General features: G+C 68.9%; 19 protein-coding genes and 1 riboswitch. Of the genes, 16 read left to right on the top strand and 3 right to left on the bottom strand.

Annotation, left to right across the window (positions count from 1 at the left end; genetic code table 11):
- Nucleotides 1–245: 245 nt before the first annotated feature.
- A riboswitch (FMN riboswitch) is annotated at nucleotides 246–379 on the top strand.
- Nucleotides 380–518: 139 nt separating this feature from the next.
- From ribD to ACIBL3_RS21125, 8 genes are all read left to right on the top strand, one after another.
- Complete coding sequence (gene ribD, locus ACIBL3_RS21090; RefSeq protein ID WP_396355173.1) at nucleotides 519–1,547, top strand: bifunctional diaminohydroxyphosphoribosylaminopyrimidine deaminase/5-amino-6-(5-phosphoribosylamino)uracil reductase RibD; 1,029 nt, start codon at nucleotides 519–521, stop codon at nucleotides 1,545–1,547.
- Nucleotides 1,548–2,159: a riboflavin synthase gene (locus ACIBL3_RS21095; RefSeq protein WP_396355175.1), complete on the top strand. Its 612-nt coding sequence runs from the start codon at nucleotides 1,548–1,550 to the stop codon at nucleotides 2,157–2,159.
- Nucleotides 2,156–2,824, top strand: a complete 669-nt coding sequence (gene pnuC, locus ACIBL3_RS21100; protein ID WP_396355177.1) for a nicotinamide riboside transporter PnuC — start codon at nucleotides 2,156–2,158, stop codon at nucleotides 2,822–2,824. Before ACIBL3_RS21095 ends, pnuC begins: the two co-directional genes overlap by 4 nt.
- 1 nt (nucleotide 2,825) lies before the next feature.
- The gene (locus ACIBL3_RS21105) at nucleotides 2,826–4,064 is read left to right on the top strand and encodes a bifunctional 3,4-dihydroxy-2-butanone-4-phosphate synthase/GTP cyclohydrolase II (protein ID WP_396355178.1); all 1,239 of its coding nucleotides are present in this window, start codon (nucleotides 2,826–2,828) and stop codon (nucleotides 4,062–4,064) included.
- On the top strand, nucleotides 4,064–4,534 hold the full coding sequence (ribH, locus tag ACIBL3_RS21110; RefSeq protein WP_396355179.1) for a 6,7-dimethyl-8-ribityllumazine synthase: 471 nt from the start codon (nucleotides 4,064–4,066) through the stop codon (nucleotides 4,532–4,534). Before ACIBL3_RS21105 ends, ribH begins: the two co-directional genes overlap by 1 nt.
- A 4-nt stretch (nucleotides 4,535–4,538) precedes the next feature.
- Nucleotides 4,539–5,168 (top strand): class I SAM-dependent methyltransferase, encoded by a 630-nt coding sequence (locus ACIBL3_RS21115; RefSeq protein ID WP_396355181.1) that lies wholly within the window; start codon nucleotides 4,539–4,541, stop codon nucleotides 5,166–5,168.
- A 26-nt stretch (nucleotides 5,169–5,194) separates the two neighbouring features.
- A complete protein-coding gene (locus tag ACIBL3_RS21120) occupies nucleotides 5,195–6,337 on the top strand; it encodes an MFS transporter (RefSeq protein WP_396355182.1) in 1,143 nt (380 codons plus the stop codon).
- Nucleotides 6,338–6,451: 114 nt separating this feature from the next.
- Entirely contained in the window at nucleotides 6,452–6,892 is a 441-nt protein-coding gene (locus ACIBL3_RS21125; protein ID WP_396355184.1) for a VOC family protein, read from the top strand.
- A gap of 25 nt (nucleotides 6,893–6,917) precedes the next feature.
- Here the strand turns inward: ACIBL3_RS21125 and ACIBL3_RS21130 are convergent, their stop codons facing one another.
- Complete coding sequence (locus ACIBL3_RS21130) at nucleotides 6,918–7,883, bottom strand: hypothetical protein (RefSeq protein ID WP_396355185.1); 966 nt, start codon at nucleotides 7,881–7,883, stop codon at nucleotides 6,918–6,920.
- Between the two features lie 61 nt (nucleotides 7,884–7,944).
- On the opposite strand from ACIBL3_RS21130, the gene ACIBL3_RS21135 reads away from it, so the two are divergent.
- The 3 genes from ACIBL3_RS21135 to ACIBL3_RS21145 all read left to right on the top strand — a co-directional run bounded on the left by ACIBL3_RS21135 (nucleotide 7,945) and on the right by ACIBL3_RS21145 (nucleotide 10,237).
- Nucleotides 7,945–8,913, top strand: a complete 969-nt coding sequence (locus ACIBL3_RS21135) for a helix-turn-helix transcriptional regulator (RefSeq protein ID WP_396355187.1) — start codon at nucleotides 7,945–7,947, stop codon at nucleotides 8,911–8,913.
- A gap of 209 nt (nucleotides 8,914–9,122) precedes the next feature.
- Nucleotides 9,123–9,761 carry an NAD(P)-dependent oxidoreductase gene (locus ACIBL3_RS21140; RefSeq protein WP_396355188.1) on the top strand — a complete coding sequence of 213 codons (639 nt, stop codon included), beginning with the start codon at nucleotides 9,123–9,125 and terminating at the stop codon, nucleotides 9,759–9,761.
- Nucleotides 9,761–10,237, top strand: coding sequence for an anthrone oxygenase family protein (locus tag ACIBL3_RS21145; protein WP_396355189.1), 477 nt, complete (start codon nucleotides 9,761–9,763; stop codon nucleotides 10,235–10,237). The genes ACIBL3_RS21140 and ACIBL3_RS21145 overlap by 1 nt, the downstream gene beginning before the upstream one ends.
- Here the strand turns inward: ACIBL3_RS21145 and ACIBL3_RS21150 are convergent.
- The gene (locus ACIBL3_RS21150; RefSeq protein ID WP_396355191.1) at nucleotides 10,189–11,157 is read right to left on the bottom strand and encodes a P1 family peptidase; all 969 of its coding nucleotides are present in this window, start codon (nucleotides 11,155–11,157) and stop codon (nucleotides 10,189–10,191) included. The genes ACIBL3_RS21145 and ACIBL3_RS21150 overlap by 49 nt on opposite strands.
- Between ACIBL3_RS21150 and ACIBL3_RS21155 the strand changes: the two genes are divergently transcribed.
- The 4 genes from ACIBL3_RS21155 to ACIBL3_RS21170 all read left to right on the top strand — a co-directional run bounded on the left by ACIBL3_RS21155 (nucleotide 11,156) and on the right by ACIBL3_RS21170 (nucleotide 13,647).
- Entirely contained in the window at nucleotides 11,156–11,857 is a 702-nt protein-coding gene (locus ACIBL3_RS21155; RefSeq protein ID WP_396355192.1) for an MBL fold metallo-hydrolase, read from the top strand. The genes ACIBL3_RS21150 and ACIBL3_RS21155 overlap by 2 nt on opposite strands.
- 40 nt (nucleotides 11,858–11,897) lie before the next feature.
- A complete protein-coding gene (locus ACIBL3_RS21160; RefSeq protein ID WP_360535585.1) occupies nucleotides 11,898–12,161 on the top strand; it encodes a phosphoribosyl-ATP diphosphatase in 264 nt (87 codons plus the stop codon).
- 46 nt (nucleotides 12,162–12,207) lie between these two features.
- Nucleotides 12,208–13,056, top strand: coding sequence for an ATP phosphoribosyltransferase (gene hisG / locus ACIBL3_RS21165; protein ID WP_396355193.1), 849 nt, complete (start codon nucleotides 12,208–12,210; stop codon nucleotides 13,054–13,056).
- A 120-nt stretch (nucleotides 13,057–13,176) separates the two neighbouring features.
- The gene (locus ACIBL3_RS21170; RefSeq protein ID WP_396355195.1) at nucleotides 13,177–13,647 is read left to right on the top strand and encodes a PH domain-containing protein; all 471 of its coding nucleotides are present in this window, start codon (nucleotides 13,177–13,179) and stop codon (nucleotides 13,645–13,647) included.
- Nucleotides 13,648–13,674: 27 nt separating this feature from the next.
- Here ACIBL3_RS21170 and ACIBL3_RS21175 read toward each other — a convergent pair whose 3' ends face one another.
- On the bottom strand, nucleotides 13,675–14,562 hold the full coding sequence (locus tag ACIBL3_RS21175) for an aldose 1-epimerase family protein (RefSeq protein WP_396355196.1): 888 nt from the start codon (nucleotides 14,560–14,562) through the stop codon (nucleotides 13,675–13,677).
- A 96-nt stretch (nucleotides 14,563–14,658) separates the two neighbouring features.
- On the opposite strand from ACIBL3_RS21175, the gene ACIBL3_RS21180 reads away from it, so the two are divergent.
- Nucleotides 14,659–15,015: a YciI family protein gene (locus ACIBL3_RS21180; protein ID WP_396355197.1), complete on the top strand. Its 357-nt coding sequence runs from the start codon at nucleotides 14,659–14,661 to the stop codon at nucleotides 15,013–15,015.
- The last annotated feature ends 4 nt before the right edge of the window (nucleotides 15,016–15,019 follow it).

Below are 15,019 nucleotides of genomic sequence, written 5' to 3' on the forward strand. Positions count from 1 at the left end.
TTGGGTGGGGTGGCGCTGGGCTGATGGGGTCGGGTGTGGCCGCTTGTCCTGGGCGTTGGGGTGGGGTGCGGCCGCTTGTCCTGGGCGTTGGGGTGGGGTGGCCTGAGGGGGGTGCGGGCGCTTGTCGTGGGCGTTGGGGTGGGGCTGAGGGTGGGGGTGAGCGTTGGGTGGGGGTGACCAGGATGTGACCTGGGTCCTGGTGGGGTGGGGTGGGGGTGGCACACTTGAAGTACGAGTGAACCCACTCGCGTGCTCCGGGGTCGGTGTAATTCCGAGCCGGCGGTGACAGTCCGCGACCCGGCCGCAGCAGTTGAGCGGCCGGTTGACCTGGTGGAATTCCGGGACCGACGGTGAAAGTCCGGATGGGAGGCGCACGCGATCGGCGGGTGCGCTCTGACGTTCGGCAACGCGACCCACAAGGTCTGCCGCGAGGTGCGGCGAGCGACCCCCGGACGGCAGTGCGTTTGCGCCGGTTGTCACGACCCCCGGAGTGCGTCCGTGACAACGAGGGACCGTGAGTGAACAACGCTTCGCCGATCGACGTCGCCTGGATGCGGCGTGCGATCGAGCTGGCCGCGAAGGGTATCGGCAGCACCCACCCGAACCCGGTGGTCGGCTGTGTCGTCACCGGCCGGGACGGGCATCCGGTCGGTGAGGGCTTCCATGCCGTTGCCGGTGGCCCCCATGCCGAGATCGTGGCGCTGACGATGGCCGGCGACCGGGCCCGCGGCGGTACGGCGTACGTGACGCTCGAACCGTGCAACCACACCGGCCGGACCGGGCCGTGTGCCGACGCGTTGATCGAGGCCGGTGTCGCGCGGGTCGTGTACGCCGTACCGGACCCAAACAGGCAGGCCGCCGGCGGCGCCGAGACGCTCCGGAACAAGAACATCCAGGTCATCGAGGGCGTGCTGCAGGAGGAGGCCGAGGCGGTCAACCACGTGTGGCTGCACAGCGTCCGGATGGGCCGCCCGTTCGTCACCTGGAAGTTCGCGACTACCTTGGACGGGCGGTCGGCCGCGCCGGACCGGACCAGCAAGTGGATCACGGGACCGATCGCGCGCGCCGACGTACACCGCAAGCGGGCCGAGTGCGACGCGATTGCCGTCGGCACCCAGACCGTGCTGGACGACGACCCGGAGCTGACGGTCCGCGACGAGCACGACGTACCGGCGGCCCGGCAGCCGCTGCGGGTCGTGGTCGGCGACCGGGAGATCCCGGAGACCGCGAGGGTCCGCAACGACCGCGCGCGGACACTGATCCTGCCGACGCACGACCCCGCCGAGGTGCTCCGGCAGCTCGACGACCACCACATCCGGCACCTCTGGCTCGAGGGCGGCCCGACGCTGGCCGCCGCCTTCCTGCGCGCCCAGCTGGTCGACCAGATCGTCGCGTACGTCGCCCCGGCCGTGCTCGGCTCCGGGTACGCCGCGATCGGCGATCTCGGCGCGGAATCGATCGACCACCTTCGGCGGTTCAAGCTAGCGGACGTCACCCGTCTCGGCGACGACGTCCGGCTGACCCTGACTCCTCTTGGAGGGAAGTAGATGTTCACCGGCATCATCGAAGAACTCGGCACCGTCGAGTCGCTGGACCTGCTGGACGGAGACGCCGCCCGGCTCACCATTCGGGGCCCGAAGGTGACCGAGGACGCCGGGCATGGCGACTCGATCGCGGTCAACGGCTGCTGCCTGACGGTGATCGAGCACGGTGCCGGCGTCTTCACCGCCGACGTGATGCGCGAAACCCTGAAGCGGACCAGCCTGGGCAGCCTGGACAAGGGCTCGAGCGTCAACCTCGAGCGTGCGGTCACGGCTCACGCCCGGCTCGGTGGGCACATCGTCCAGGGCCATGTGGACGGCACCGGGACGATCGCGAGCCGCACGCCGGCCGAGCACTGGGAGGACGTTCGCGTCGCGACCACGCCCGAGATCCTCAAGTACGTCGCCGAGAAGGGCTCGATCGCCATCGACGGCGTCTCCCTGACCGTCACCGACGTGGACGACGCGACCGGAACCTTCGGGGTCAGCCTGATCCCGACCACGCTCGAGCTGACTGTGCTCGGCCGCAACGCGGTCGGCGACACGGTCAACCTCGAGGTCGACGTGATCGCCAAGTACGTCGAGCGGCTGCTCACCGCCAAAGGAGGGGACCAGTGATCGACTGGTTGCTGCACTCGGAGGTGGAGATCGCCGGCTCGCCGGTGCTCGTTCGCGAGATCGTCGGCAACGTGTTCGGCCTGGGCAGCGCCCTGTTCGGCATGCGCCGGCTGGTCGCCGCGTGGCCGGTCGGCATCGTCGGCAACGTCCTGCTGTTCACCGTCTTCGTCGGCGGCATCTTCGACACGCCGCAGGACAAGGATCTATGGGGTCAGGCCGGTCGCCAGGTGTTCTTCGCGCTGGTCAGCCTCTACGGCTGGTACCGCTGGTACCAGACCCGCCACGGCGGTGCGGGCAAGGCAGTGCAGCCGCGGTGGGCGACCACGCGTGAACGGCTCGAACTTCTCGGCATCGCGGTCGTCCTCTACGCGATCTCGTACGTCGTCCTGCGCGAGCTCGGCTCGTGGGGACCGCAGTGGGACGCGTGGATCCTGACCGGCTCGATCCTCGCGACGTACGGGATGGCTCGCGGGTTCGTCGAGTTCTGGCTGATCTGGATCGCCGTCGACGTGGTCGGCGTACCGCTGCTGATCCAGGCGAAGTTCTACCCGTCGGCGACGATGTACATCGTCTACGGGTTGTTCTGTGTCGTCGGGTTCGCCTCCTGGTGGCGGATCCAGAACCGGGAGCGGACCGTGGCTCCGGAACCAGTGGTGGTGGGCTGACATGGGTGATGTGCTGAAGCTGGACACGATCGAGCACGCGATCGACGAGATGCGGGCCGGGCGGCCGGTGATCGTGGTCGACGACGAGGACCGCGAGAACGAGGGCGACCTGATCTTCGCCGCGTCCAAGGCGACACCGGAGCTGCTGGCGTTCCTGATCCGGTACAGCTCCGGCGTGGTCTGCGTCCCGATGGAGGGCGCCGAGCTGGACCGGCTCGGCATCCCGCTGATGACCCCGCACAACCGGGAGCGGATGCGGACGGCGTACACGATCTCGGTCGATGCCCGCGACGGCGTCAGCACCGGGATCTCGGCCGCCGACCGGGCCCGGACGATCCGGGTGCTGACCGACTCCGCGTCCGAGCCGTACGACGTCGTCCAGCCGGGGCACGTGTTCCCGCTCCGCGCCCGCGACGGCGGCGTCTTGGTGCGGCCGGGGCACACCGAGGCGTCGATCGACCTGGCCCGGCTGGCCGGGCTGACGCCGGCTGCGGTGATCTCGGAGCTCGTGAACGACGACGGCACGATGAAGCGCGGCCCGGAGCTGCGTGAGTTCGCCGACGAGCACGGGCTGGTGCTGGTGTCGATCGACGATCTGATTCGCTACCGGCGCCGTACCGAGAGCCAGATCCAGCGCGTCGCGACCACCACCCTGCCGACCCAGTACGGCGATTTCGTTGCCCACGGCTACCGGAACGTCGTCGACGGGTCGGAGCAGCTGGCGCTGGTCCGCGGCGAGATCGGGGACGGGCCGACGCTGGTGCGACTGCACTCGGAATGCCTGACCGGTGACGTGTTCGGGTCACTGCGGTGTGACTGTGGTCCGCAGCTGGACGAGGCGCTGCGTCAGGTGGCGGCCGAGGGCGGTGTCGTCGTGTACCTGCGTGGGCACGAGGGCCGTGGGATCGGGCTGCTGCACAAGCTGCAGGCGTACGAGCTGCAGGACGCGGGCCGCGACACGGTCGACGCGAACCTGGACCTCGGGCTGCCCGCGGACGCCCGTGACTACGGCACCGGCGCGCAGATCCTGGCCGACCTCGGTGTCACGTCCGTCCGGCTGCTGACCAACAACCCGGACAAGCTGGCCGGCGTCCAGGGCTACGGCATCGATGTGGTCGAGCGCCGGGGCATCTCGATCGACCCGACCGAACACAACCTGCGGTACCTGCGGACCAAGCGCGACCGGATGGGCCACCACCTGCCCGCCGGTGTCCTCGCCGAAGAGAACGGAGCCGGCTGATGTCGGGCAGTGGAGCACCCACCATCGAGACCCCGCGGGCCGACGGCGCCCGCGTCGCGATCGTCGGAGCGCAGTGGCACCCGAAGGTCACCGACGCCCTGGTGGCCGGGGCGATCCGCGCGCTGGACGAGTCCGGCGTCACCGATTACACGGTGATCCGGGTGCCGGGATCCTTCGAGCTCCCGGTCGCGACGTTGCACGCGGCGAAGAGCGGGTACGACGCGGTGATCGCGCTCGGAGTCGTGATCCGCGGGGATACCCCGCACTTCGAGTACGTCTGCCAGGCCGCGACCGAGGGCCTGATGCAGGTCGGCGTGAGTACGGGCGTCCCGATCGGCTTCGGCGTACTCACGTGTGACAACGACCCGCAGGCGCTGGACCGCGCCGGGCTCCCGGACAGCCGCGAGGACAAGGGCTACGAGGCAACCCAGGCCGCGCTCTCGACCCTGGTGGCGATCCGTAGCCTTTAGCCTCATGGACTGGCACCGCTGGCACGGCGACTACGACGTACCCGGTTCGTTCCTCGCGCGGCGTCTGGAGGTTGTGCAGGCGCAGCTCCGGCTGGCGCTGGATGCTGCGCCGCCCGGCCCGCTGACGGTGGTGAGTCTCTGCGCCGGCGAGGGCCGCGACCTGCTCGAGGTGCTGCCCGGGCACCCACGTCGTGACGATGTGCGGGCCCGGCTGGTCGAGTTGGATCCACGCAGTACGGCGGTTGCCGCGGAGGCGATCCGGGTCGCGGGGCTGACCGACGTCGAGGTGGTCGAGGGCGATGCGGCGTTGACGGATCAATACCGGGGGCTGGTGCCGGCGGACGTCGTGCTGGCGTGTGGAGTGTTCGGCAATATCGTGGACGCGGACATCGAGCGGACTGCCGACACGTGCCGGCAATTGAGCAAGGCCGGCGGCACGGTGATCTGGACTCGGCATCGGGGCGCGCCGGATCGGGTGCCGGCGATTTGCGAGTGGTTCGAGGAGCGCGGGTTCGAGCGGGTGTTCGTGTCCGATCCGGAGGCTGGTTTCGGGGTCGGCGTACATCGGTATCGCGGTGTGCCTGAGCCGCTGGTGCTGGGGCGGAGCATGTTCACGTTTGTCCGCGACCTGTGAGGTACCGGCCGCTGATTTGGTTGGCGGTGGCAACGTTCTCGACGGGGATCGACGGATATGTGCTGGCTGGGTTGTTGCCGGCGATTGCTTCGGATTTGCGGGTGGTCGAGGCGGTGGCCGGGCAGTTGGTGTCGGCGTTTGCGTTGACGTCGGCTCTGGCGGCGCCGTTGCTCAGTACGGCGACCAGTCGCTGGGAGCGGCGGCGGACGATCGCGCTTTCGTTGGGTGTGTTCGTCGTGGGGAATCTGGTCGTGGGACTCGCGCCTGGGTATTCGGTGGCCCTCGGCGGGCGGGTGGTGGCGGCGCTTGGGGGATGCCTGCTCAATGCGGCTGTTACCGGTTATGTGATCGCGTTGACGCCGGCCAAGGATCACGGCAAGGCGTTGTCGTTTGTGCTCGGCGGGTGGATGGCGGCGACTGCGCTTGGCGTGCCGGTCGGTTTGGTGCTCGGGCAGTCGAGCTGGCGGTTCCCGATGATTCTGGTCGCGGCGGTGGGGACCATCGCGTTGGCCGGGATCGTGCTGAAGCTTCCGCGCTTGCATTTGCCGGCCGGCACGTTGGCCGACCGGCTGCGCCCGCTCGGTCAACCACGACTGCTGGCCGGCCTGCTCGTCACGACGGGCATCCTTTGCAGCAGCTACACCTGCTTCACCTACGCCACGCTGATCCTCGCACCTGCCTTTCCCGGCGAGTGGATGATCATCCTCGTCATGTTCGGCTACGGCCTGGCCAGCATGCTCGGCAACGCGGTCACCGGGCGGCTGACTGACCGCTTCGGTGCGCTCCGGGTGCTGACCGTCGTACTGATCGGGCTGCTTGTGGACGCGGTGCTGGCCGCGCTGGTGTTCAAGGTCAGCGGTGTGGTGGCTGTTGTCGGTTTGCTGTGGTTCTTCGCCGCCGGCATCGGCAACGGCGGCGCGGCAGTCCCCCAACAGGCCCGCCTAGCCGCCCTCGCCCCCGACTCCGCAGCCATAGTCATGGCCCTAAACGGCAGCGCCATCGCCCTCGGCTGCGCCCTAGGCAGCGCCCTAGGCGGCGTAGCCCTAGCCGCCGGCACCCCCGCACCCGCCCTCCCCGCCGTCGCCGCGTTGATCCTGGCCCTCACCTTGACCCTCCACGCAGTCCTTCCCGCGCGCGCTATGCAGCCACTCCTTCGTCGCGACCGCTAGGCGCGCTCCCTGGTTCCCGCGCGCGGCCGTTGATGACTTTGAGGCCATCGAGCTTGGCCGAGCCAACTTCAGGTGTCAGCGTTGAGCCTTGGATGACAGATCGGACGAGTGGAGATGCGCGTGGAGAACACAACCGCTACCAACAAGACGATGGAAACCTCGGGCCATGCCCTGTTCAGCCGGCTCGCACCTGTTCTGAACGTCGCCGACCTCGCGGCCGAACGGGAGTTCTACGAACGGCTGGGTTTCCCGGTGATCTACGAGGGGCCGGAATACCCGTCGTTCATCGCGTTCGGCACCGACAGCATCCATTTCGGTATCCAGCAAGCGCTCACACCGAACGACCCCCCAAGCGTGCTCACCTGGCAGATCGCAGTCACCGACGTCGACGCCGCGATGGAGCGCTGCCGAGCCGCGGCGGTGGACTTCGAGCTCGAGCAGAACGATCCCGCCCCAGGCTGGAGCTATCGGCGGCTGATCCTGAGAACCCCCAGTGGCTTCCGGCTTGTACTGGAAGGCGAGTCCGAGGCTGCGCGCAGTGAAGGCCACAGCTGAGCAGCTGGGTAGCGCGTGGGGAGGACTAGCTGGTTCGGGTGTGTTGCATTTTCCAGTTGGGGGTCCAGGTGTGGCCGTTGTCGGTGGAGAAGGATTGTTGCCAGGCGGCTTTGTCGGTGCCGGGGGTCCAGGTGAAGCGGACGTCGATTGGTTGGCCTTCCCAGGTGTCGGGGCCTTCGAAGGTGCCGGTGCCGTCGTCGGTGAAGGAGCCGATCACGGGGGTTTCCAGGTGGCCGCGGAGGCTGTTGATCCAGTGGATGGCCCACGTCTTCGACGTCGGGTTGTAGATCCGCAGCGTCGCGCCCCGGAACCCTTCGGTCGGGAACCACCCCTCGTCGAAGCTGACCGCACCGTCGAAGTACGACCACACCTCCATCTGCGACTCGACGTCGTACCACTCGGCCGGCGAACCCAGCGCGGGCTTCCGCCGGCTGTTGTGCATGTCCCAGCGCCCGACGAGGAAGTCGAAGTCGCCGGTCAGCTTCGGTACGTCGAGGGGCGGGGGCGGCGTGTCCCGGCGAGTGAAGTCCATGACCCAGTTGAGTTCCCAGGTCTCGCCGCCGTCGTTGGAGTAGCACTGCTCCCAGTGCGCGGTCTGCTCGGTGATGTCGGACCACTCGTAGCTGACCATCACGGTCTGCCCGTTCACCACCTCGTCCGCGCCGACGAGCCGGCAGGACGTGCCGTCGGCCGTCCAGCCGCCGCGGACGGGCGGGTAGAGCTCCATGGTGCGGCCGTCGATCCACCAGATGCTCCACTCCTTGGCCTCCGGGTCGAACAGCCGCACCGACATCCCGTACGACGACCTCGATGGGAACCGCATCTCGTCGATGCTGATCGCCCCGTCGAAGTGCGTGCGCGCCGTCGTGGTGCCCTCGAACTCGTTCCACTCGTCGCAGCCCACGAAGACCTGCTTCAGGGTTCGGTGCCGGACGTCGAAGTACCCGTTCAGGAAGTCGAAGTCGCCGGTCACCTTGGTCCATGTCGTCATGCAGCCAGCATCCGATCGATACCTGACAGCGAGTGGCAGTGTTCGGAGCTAACCTCGTGACATGCGTTCAAGCCGGCTGCTGTCGATTCTGCTGTTGCTGCAGACCCGCCGGCAGCTGACCGCGCGCGAGCTCGCCGACGAGCTGGAGGTCTCGCTCCGCACGATCTACCGCGACGTTGAGGCGCTCGCCGCAGCAGGCGTGCCCGTGTACGCCGACCAGGGCAGAGCCGGCGGTTATCGCCTAGTCGAGGGATACCGCACGAAGCTGACCGGACTCACCGAGCAGGAGGCCGCCGCGCTCTTCCTCGTCGGCATGCCCGGCGCTGCCGCAGCGCTCGGTCTCACCGCGGAGACGAGTGCGGCCGAGCTCAAGCTGCTGGCCGCGCTCGCCCCGGATCAACGCGACCGCGCCGGTCGGCTGAAGAACCGCTTCCACCTCGATCTGCCCGCCTGGTACCAGGACGCCGAGAACTCGCCCCACCTGTCCGCCGTCGCCGACGCTGTACTGCACGACCGCCGGATCAAGGTCCTGTACCGCCGCTGGGAGGCGCCCCGCGAGGTCGAGCGCGTGCTCGAACCGTACGGACTCGTCCTCAAGAACGGCGCCTGGTACGTCGTCGCCGCAACATCCGGCGGGATCCGGACCTACCGCGTCTCCAGCATCCTCGAGCTCACCCCGACCGACGAGGAGTTCGAGCGCCCGGCCGACTTCGACCTCCCGGGCTTCTGGCAGGAACGCCTGGCCGGCTTCGACCAGACCCGCTTCACAGCCGAGGCCGTCGTACGCGTGTCGCCGCACCTCGCCGCGCACATGCACGACGTGTCCTTCCCGACCCTGGTGAAGGCAGTCGCCGCCGCCGATCCGGCCGAGGACGGCAGCGTGACGGTCACCATCCCGATCGAGTCCATCGGCAACGCCGCCGCGACCCTGTCCCGCTTCGGCAACTCCCTCGAGGTCCTGGACCCACCAGAACTGCGAACCGAGCTGGCAGCCCTCGGCCGCACTCTCCTGAACCTCTACGAGTCCTGACCCAGCGTCTCGGTCGCGGATCGGCCGGCCTCGGCGCCGCGCCGGAGGAAGCCGGCGATCACTTCGAGCTCGTCCTGGGTGTAGTCGTTCAGTACGTCGTCCGCCGGCGGTGACGGGGATCACCCGGTTGCGCCTGTTCCATATACTATGATTTCCGTACTATATGAGGTGCAGATGACTTGACTGACGATAGCGCAGGAGGAGTACGGATGAGGCTCACGGTTTTCGGTGCGACGGGCGGGATCGGCGGTCACGTCGTACGGCAGGCGCTCGATGCGGGGCACGAGGTGGCGGCGGTGGTGCGCGCGTCGTCGTCGTACGACGTGGCGCATCCCAAACTCGAGGTGGTCCGGGTCCCCGGACTGACCTCGGCCGAGCCGCTCGTGGAGGCGGTGGACGGGAGCGACGCGGTCATCTCCGGTGTCGGGCCGCGCGGGCGCAAGGACGGGCCGGTCGCCTCCGGCAGCACTCGCTCGATCCTCGCGGCGATGAGGAAGACCGGTGTACGGCGCTTTGTCGCGGTGAGCGCGGCGCCTCTGGGCCCAGACGCCCCGGACGAGAGCTTCGTCAACCGGCGTCTCCTGCTGCCGATGATGAACGCGGTCGCGGCCGACGTGTACGCCGACCTTCGGGTGATGGAGGGCGACATCAGGACCAGCGACGCCGACTGGACGATCGTCCGCCCACCGAAGCTCACCAACGGCAGACTGACCGGTACGTATCGCACGGTGGTCGGCGGCACTGTCTCCCGCGGCTTCACCATCTCGCGCGCCGACGTTGCCCACCTCATGTTGGCCGCCCTCACCACTCCCAACACCATCAACCAGCCGGTCGGGGTGGCGTACTGATGGACAGGCTCGTACGGACCGCCAGTCTGCTGTTCACTGGCCTGTTCGCCGGCTTCCTGCTCGGCGTCCTCGTGCTGGAGAACTCTCTCCGCGGGTACGGCGCCGCGGTCTACACCCAGGTCCGTCAGGTCGAGTTGGACGCCCTCGACACGCTCGCGTCGGTGACGCTGATCCCGGCGATCATCACGACCGTGGTCCTAGTGGTGCGCGGCAGCAACCGGCGGACGGCTCTCCTGGCAGCCGCATTGCTCGTGCTGGTGTTCGTCACGTCGCTCGTTGTCAACCTGCCGATCAACGCAGACCAGGCTGACTGGGCAGTGCAGAGCCCGCCGGCAGACTGGGCGGAGGTGCGGGACCGCTGGCAACTGGCTCACCTGGTCCGCACCATCGCCGCCCTGCTTGCCTTCGGTGCTCTCGCCGTCGGGACTCAGGTGAGTCGGGCGGTTCCAGTCAGGCGTGAGTGGGCGACGGCGTGAGCGGTGCGCCCCTCGAAGCCGGTGGTGGTTGTGGCCATGGTGAGGGAGTTCAGGAGGGCCTCCTCGGTTGACTCCATCGTGGCTTGGAAGACCGGGCGGAGATCCTTCTCAACGATGGCACCTTCAGCCCGTGTGCTGAAGGCGATGGCGTAGTCGCCGCTGCCGGGGGCGTAGTCGGAGCCGACGCGGGACATGGCGAACACGGCGCGGCGGGCGACCCGGCCCAGCTGACGGGCGTCCAACGGCAGGTCGGTGGCGACGACGATCATGCAGGAGTTGCCGTCGGCATCGAGCGGGGGAGCCGGGATCTCGGTGCCGCGGACGGTGAGGGTGCCGGAGAAGTTGGCTTGGACCAGTACGCCGATCGTCCCCGAGTCGACCGTGCGGGACGCCGTACCGATGCCCGCCTTGAAGCCGAGGGCCGTGGTCCCGGTGCCGGCTCCGACGCAGCCCTCGGCCGGCAGTTCGGACGAGGCAGAATCGAGCGCGGCGTGGACGTGTGAAGCCGTGATCGGGCGGCTGCGGATGTCGGAGAGATGGCCGTCGTTGGTCTCGCCGACGATCGGGTTCAGGCTGGTGGCGCGCGGGTTCAGGTCGAGCAGCCAGGTGAGCAGCGCGTCGGCGACCCGGAAGACGCTCAGCGTGCCGGTCAGCAGGATCGGCGTCTCGATCACGCCCAGCTCGTCCACCTGGGTCGATCCGACGAGCTTCCCGTACCCGTTGCCGACCGCAACCGCTGCCGGGAGGCCGTCCGCAAACGAGGCCGGCACGATCGCGGTCACCCCGGTATGCAGGTCGCCCGAGGAGATCGTGGTCTGGCCGACACGCACACCAGGTACGTCGGTGATCGCGTTGAGCGGCCCGGTCGGCAACGTGCCGATGGTGATCCCGAGCTCGCGGACTCTCCGGGGAGTTTGCATGCCAGCTATCGTCAACCAGGTGCTGGAACAGCTGAACGGCCGGGTGTGGCTCTACCCGCCCGACCCCGATCCCGACGCCATCCGCCCGTCGGTTGCGGTGATCGCCGACGACCGGGGGAGTGTCGTGATCGACGCCGGCAACAGCCCGGAGCACGCCCGCGAGGTCCAGGCGGCGATCGCGCAAGCGGAGCTCCCCGCCGCCCGTTGGCTGGTCTACACGCACCACCACTGGGACCACGTCTGGGGAGCCTGTGCCTGGGACGACGTCACCGTCGTCGCCCACGCAGCCGCCGTCGAGATCCTCACCATCGAGGCCGAACGCCCGTGGAGTCACCGCTACCTGCACGACCAGGTCAAGGCGAACCCCAAGCTCGGACCCAGCTTCCGCGCCCGCGCCCTCGCCGTACCCGACTGGACGGACTTCCGGATCGTCCTCCCCGACCAGACCTTCGACGACACGCTGACGCTGCCGACCGGCGTCGTACTGCGTCATGTCGGTGGCAACCACGCGCCCGACTCGCTGGTCGCGATCGACTCCGGCGTGATCCTGCTCGGCGACGCGTTCTACCCGCCGCCGTTCCACCTCCGGGCCGAGTCCGACACCATCGACCACGGCATGGTGAAGCGCCTCCTGGCCGAGAATCACACCTGGTACGTCGATGCTCACTCAGTGCCACGGGGTCCCGGTAGGCGGACCTGAGCGGACGGCGTCACCAGGGGGCCTCTAGGCTGGGCGCGCGATGAAGACCTTTGAGGAACTGTTTGCCGAGCTGGGCGAGAAGGCGCTGACGCGGCCGGAGGGATCCGGGACCGTGGCGGCGCTGGATGCCGGCGTGCACGCGATCGGCAAGAAGCTGGTCGAGGAGGCCGCCGAGTCCTGGATGGCCGCCGAGTACGAGAGCAAGGAGCGGGCCGCCGAGGAGCTGTCCCAGCTGCTCTACCACGCGCAGGTGATGATGCACGCGCTCGGCCTGGACCTCGACGACGTGTACCGACATCTGTAGGAGCTGATCCCGCACACCATCGGTTCACTCCAGAAAGGGCAGTGTCATGCTGCGCGTCGCAGTACCGAACAAGGGCTCGCTGAGCGAGGCGGCCACCGAGATCCTCTCCGAAGCCGGCTACAAACAGCGCCGGACCACCAAAGACCTGACGCTGACCGACGCCGCGAACGAGGTCGAGTTCTACTACCTGCGGCCCCGCGACATCGCTGTGTACGTCGGCGAGGGAACCCTCGACGTCGGGATCTCCGGGCGTGACCTGGTGCTCGACTCGCACGCCGACGCCGAGGTGATCATGGAGCTCGGGTTCGGCGGGTCCACGTTCCGGTTCGCCGGTCCGCCCGGGGCCGCGACCTCGATCAAGGACCTGGCCGGCAAGCGGATCGCCACGTCGTACGCCGGAGTGCTCGCCGACCACCTGGCCGAAAACGGGGTCGACGCCTCGGTCGTCCGCCTGGACGGCGCGGTCGAGTCGGCCGTCCAGTTGGGCGTCGCGGACGTGATCGCGGACGTCGTCGAGACCGGTACGACGCTGCGCCAGGCCGGGCTCGAGGTGTTCGGCGAGCCGATCCTCAAGTCCGAGGCGGTGCTGATCAAGCGGCACGGCGTGGAGACCCCGCCGAACGGGCTGCAGCAGCTGGTCCGCCGGCTGGAGGGCGTCCTGATCGCCCGGAACTACGTGATGATGGACTACGACATCCGCGCCGAGCAGGTCGACGCCGCCACCGCGGTCGCGCCCGGTCTGGAGTCGCCGACGGTGTCGCCGCTGCACCGGCAGGGCTGGGTCGCCGTCCGGGTGATGGTCCAGCGCGCCGACGCGCAGCGGATCATGGACCAGCTCTGGGAGGTGGGCGCGCGTGCCATCCTCACCACGGACATCCACGCTTGCCGGATCTGAAGTGACCGTATCTATGCCGCGCCTCCGGCGCGGCGGGTCACGGGGCTGGAACTCCCGGCCTTCCCTCGTCCCTCCAGTCGCTGCGCTCCCTCCGCTCCTCAGTCCAGGCCGGGAGGCCCCGTGACCGGCGACGGCCGGCTGTTCACGTTCCACCCGCGGATCGTCGCGCTGATGGCCGGCGGGATGGGGCTGTCGCTGATCGCGGTGTTCGGGGTGATCTGGTTCCGGTTGTCGGAGGACTCCCGGGACACGTTCAGCTGGTTCCAGCGGCTGACGTTGCTGGCGTTCTTCGGCGCGGTGCTGTGGATCCTCTACCGGATGACGACGCTGCGGGTGTCGGCGTACCCGGACCGGCTGCAGGTGCGGAACGTCTTCAAGTCGTACACGCTGCGGTGGGACGACGTGACCGCGCTGCGGTTCAAGCCGGGGGACGCCTGGCTCCAGCTGTTCGATGCTGATGGCAACCGGCTGGGCATCCTCGCGATCCAGGCTGCCGAAGGCTTCCGCGCGAGCAAGGCGGCCAAAGAACTGGCAGCCGTCGCCCGCGCCCACGGCGCGGGCCCGTCGCCCCGAACTGAAGAAAAGAAGTAAGAAGAAGGAAGAGGGCGGGAGCAGGGCCTAAGTCGACACCTGGAACGTAGTCGTGTGGGTGTCGCCGGGCTTCAGGACCACCAGGTTCTGGCCGGTGACGAAGGCGTTCGGCGGGCAGGTCATCGGCTCGACGGCGAGCGCCGTACGGCCGATCGCGCCACCGGTGTAGAGCTGCATCCAGGCCGTGTCACTGGTCAGCACCGACCTGGCGCCGCTGTCGGGATCCGTGAGCGTGACCGACCACGTGCTGCCGCCGAGCCCGGTGAACGCGTTGTCGATGTCGAGGTCCCCGATCACGCGACCTGTGCTGAAGTCGTACGGCGAGTCGTGGATCGGTGACAGCCCGATCGGCGTCATCCGCTCCGGCGACACCTCCAGCCACTCGGCCGCGCGGAACTCCAGCACGCACTCGTCGATCGACCGCCCGACACTCAGGTACGGGTGGGCCCCATACCCGTACGGCGCATCGGTCGCGCCGGCGTTGGTCGCAGTGACGGTCACGGAGAGCCCGTCGGAGCCGAGCTGGTAGCGAATCCGCAGGTCGAGCTGGTGCGGGTACCCGGGCTGGCCGTGCAGCCGGTGACCGACCTCGACCACGGCCAGGTCGGCGCCGTCGTCGACCCGCTCCCAGGTCGCCCAGCGGGTCAGACCGTGGATCGCGTTCTGCCGGCCCGGCTCCGTCAGGTACAGCTGCTCGTCGACGCCCTCGAACGTGTACTTCCCGTCGGTGATCCGGTTCGGCCACGGGATCAGGTGCTGACCGATCCCGGCATGCGCCGGCTCGTCCTCGCCGTACCCGAGCAGCACCTCGCGCCCGTCGTACGTGAGCCCGCGCAGTCCGCCGCCGACGCTCACCACCGTCGCGGCGTACCCGCTCGCTTGCAGTCCCCACTGCTCCCCGGAAGGCAGAATCATGTCCACCATCCTGACAAATTTTCTCCGACGCAGCTGTCCATCGGGGCCTGACCCGTTCGTGGTGATGCTGTAAACACGCCAACAGGAGGTTCCGAGATGAAGTATCTGCTGCTGATCAACGCCGGCGAGGTCGACCTGAGCGACGGCGGGGCGGTCGGGTGCGAGCCGGAGGACTGGATGCGGTTCGACAAAGAGATCCAGGACGCCGGGGTCGTGGTCGCGTCCGAGTCGCTGGCCGACCTGGTCACCGCGACCCGGGTCCAGGTCGCGAACGACGGGAAGCGGACCGTGACCGACGGGCCGTACGCCGAGACCCGCGAGGTCCTGGGCGGCTTCTACGTCATCGACGTACCGGACCTCGACGTCGCGCTGGAGTGGGCCGCCAAGTGCCCCGGCTCCCGCGGCGGCGGCTCGATCGACGTCCGGCCCGTCGCCGCGTTCCCGGGAGCCTGACGCG

The sequence above is a fragment of the Kribbella sp. NPDC050124 genome, assembly GCF_044460355.1.
Classification (GTDB): domain Bacteria; phylum Actinomycetota; class Actinomycetes; order Propionibacteriales; family Kribbellaceae; genus Kribbella.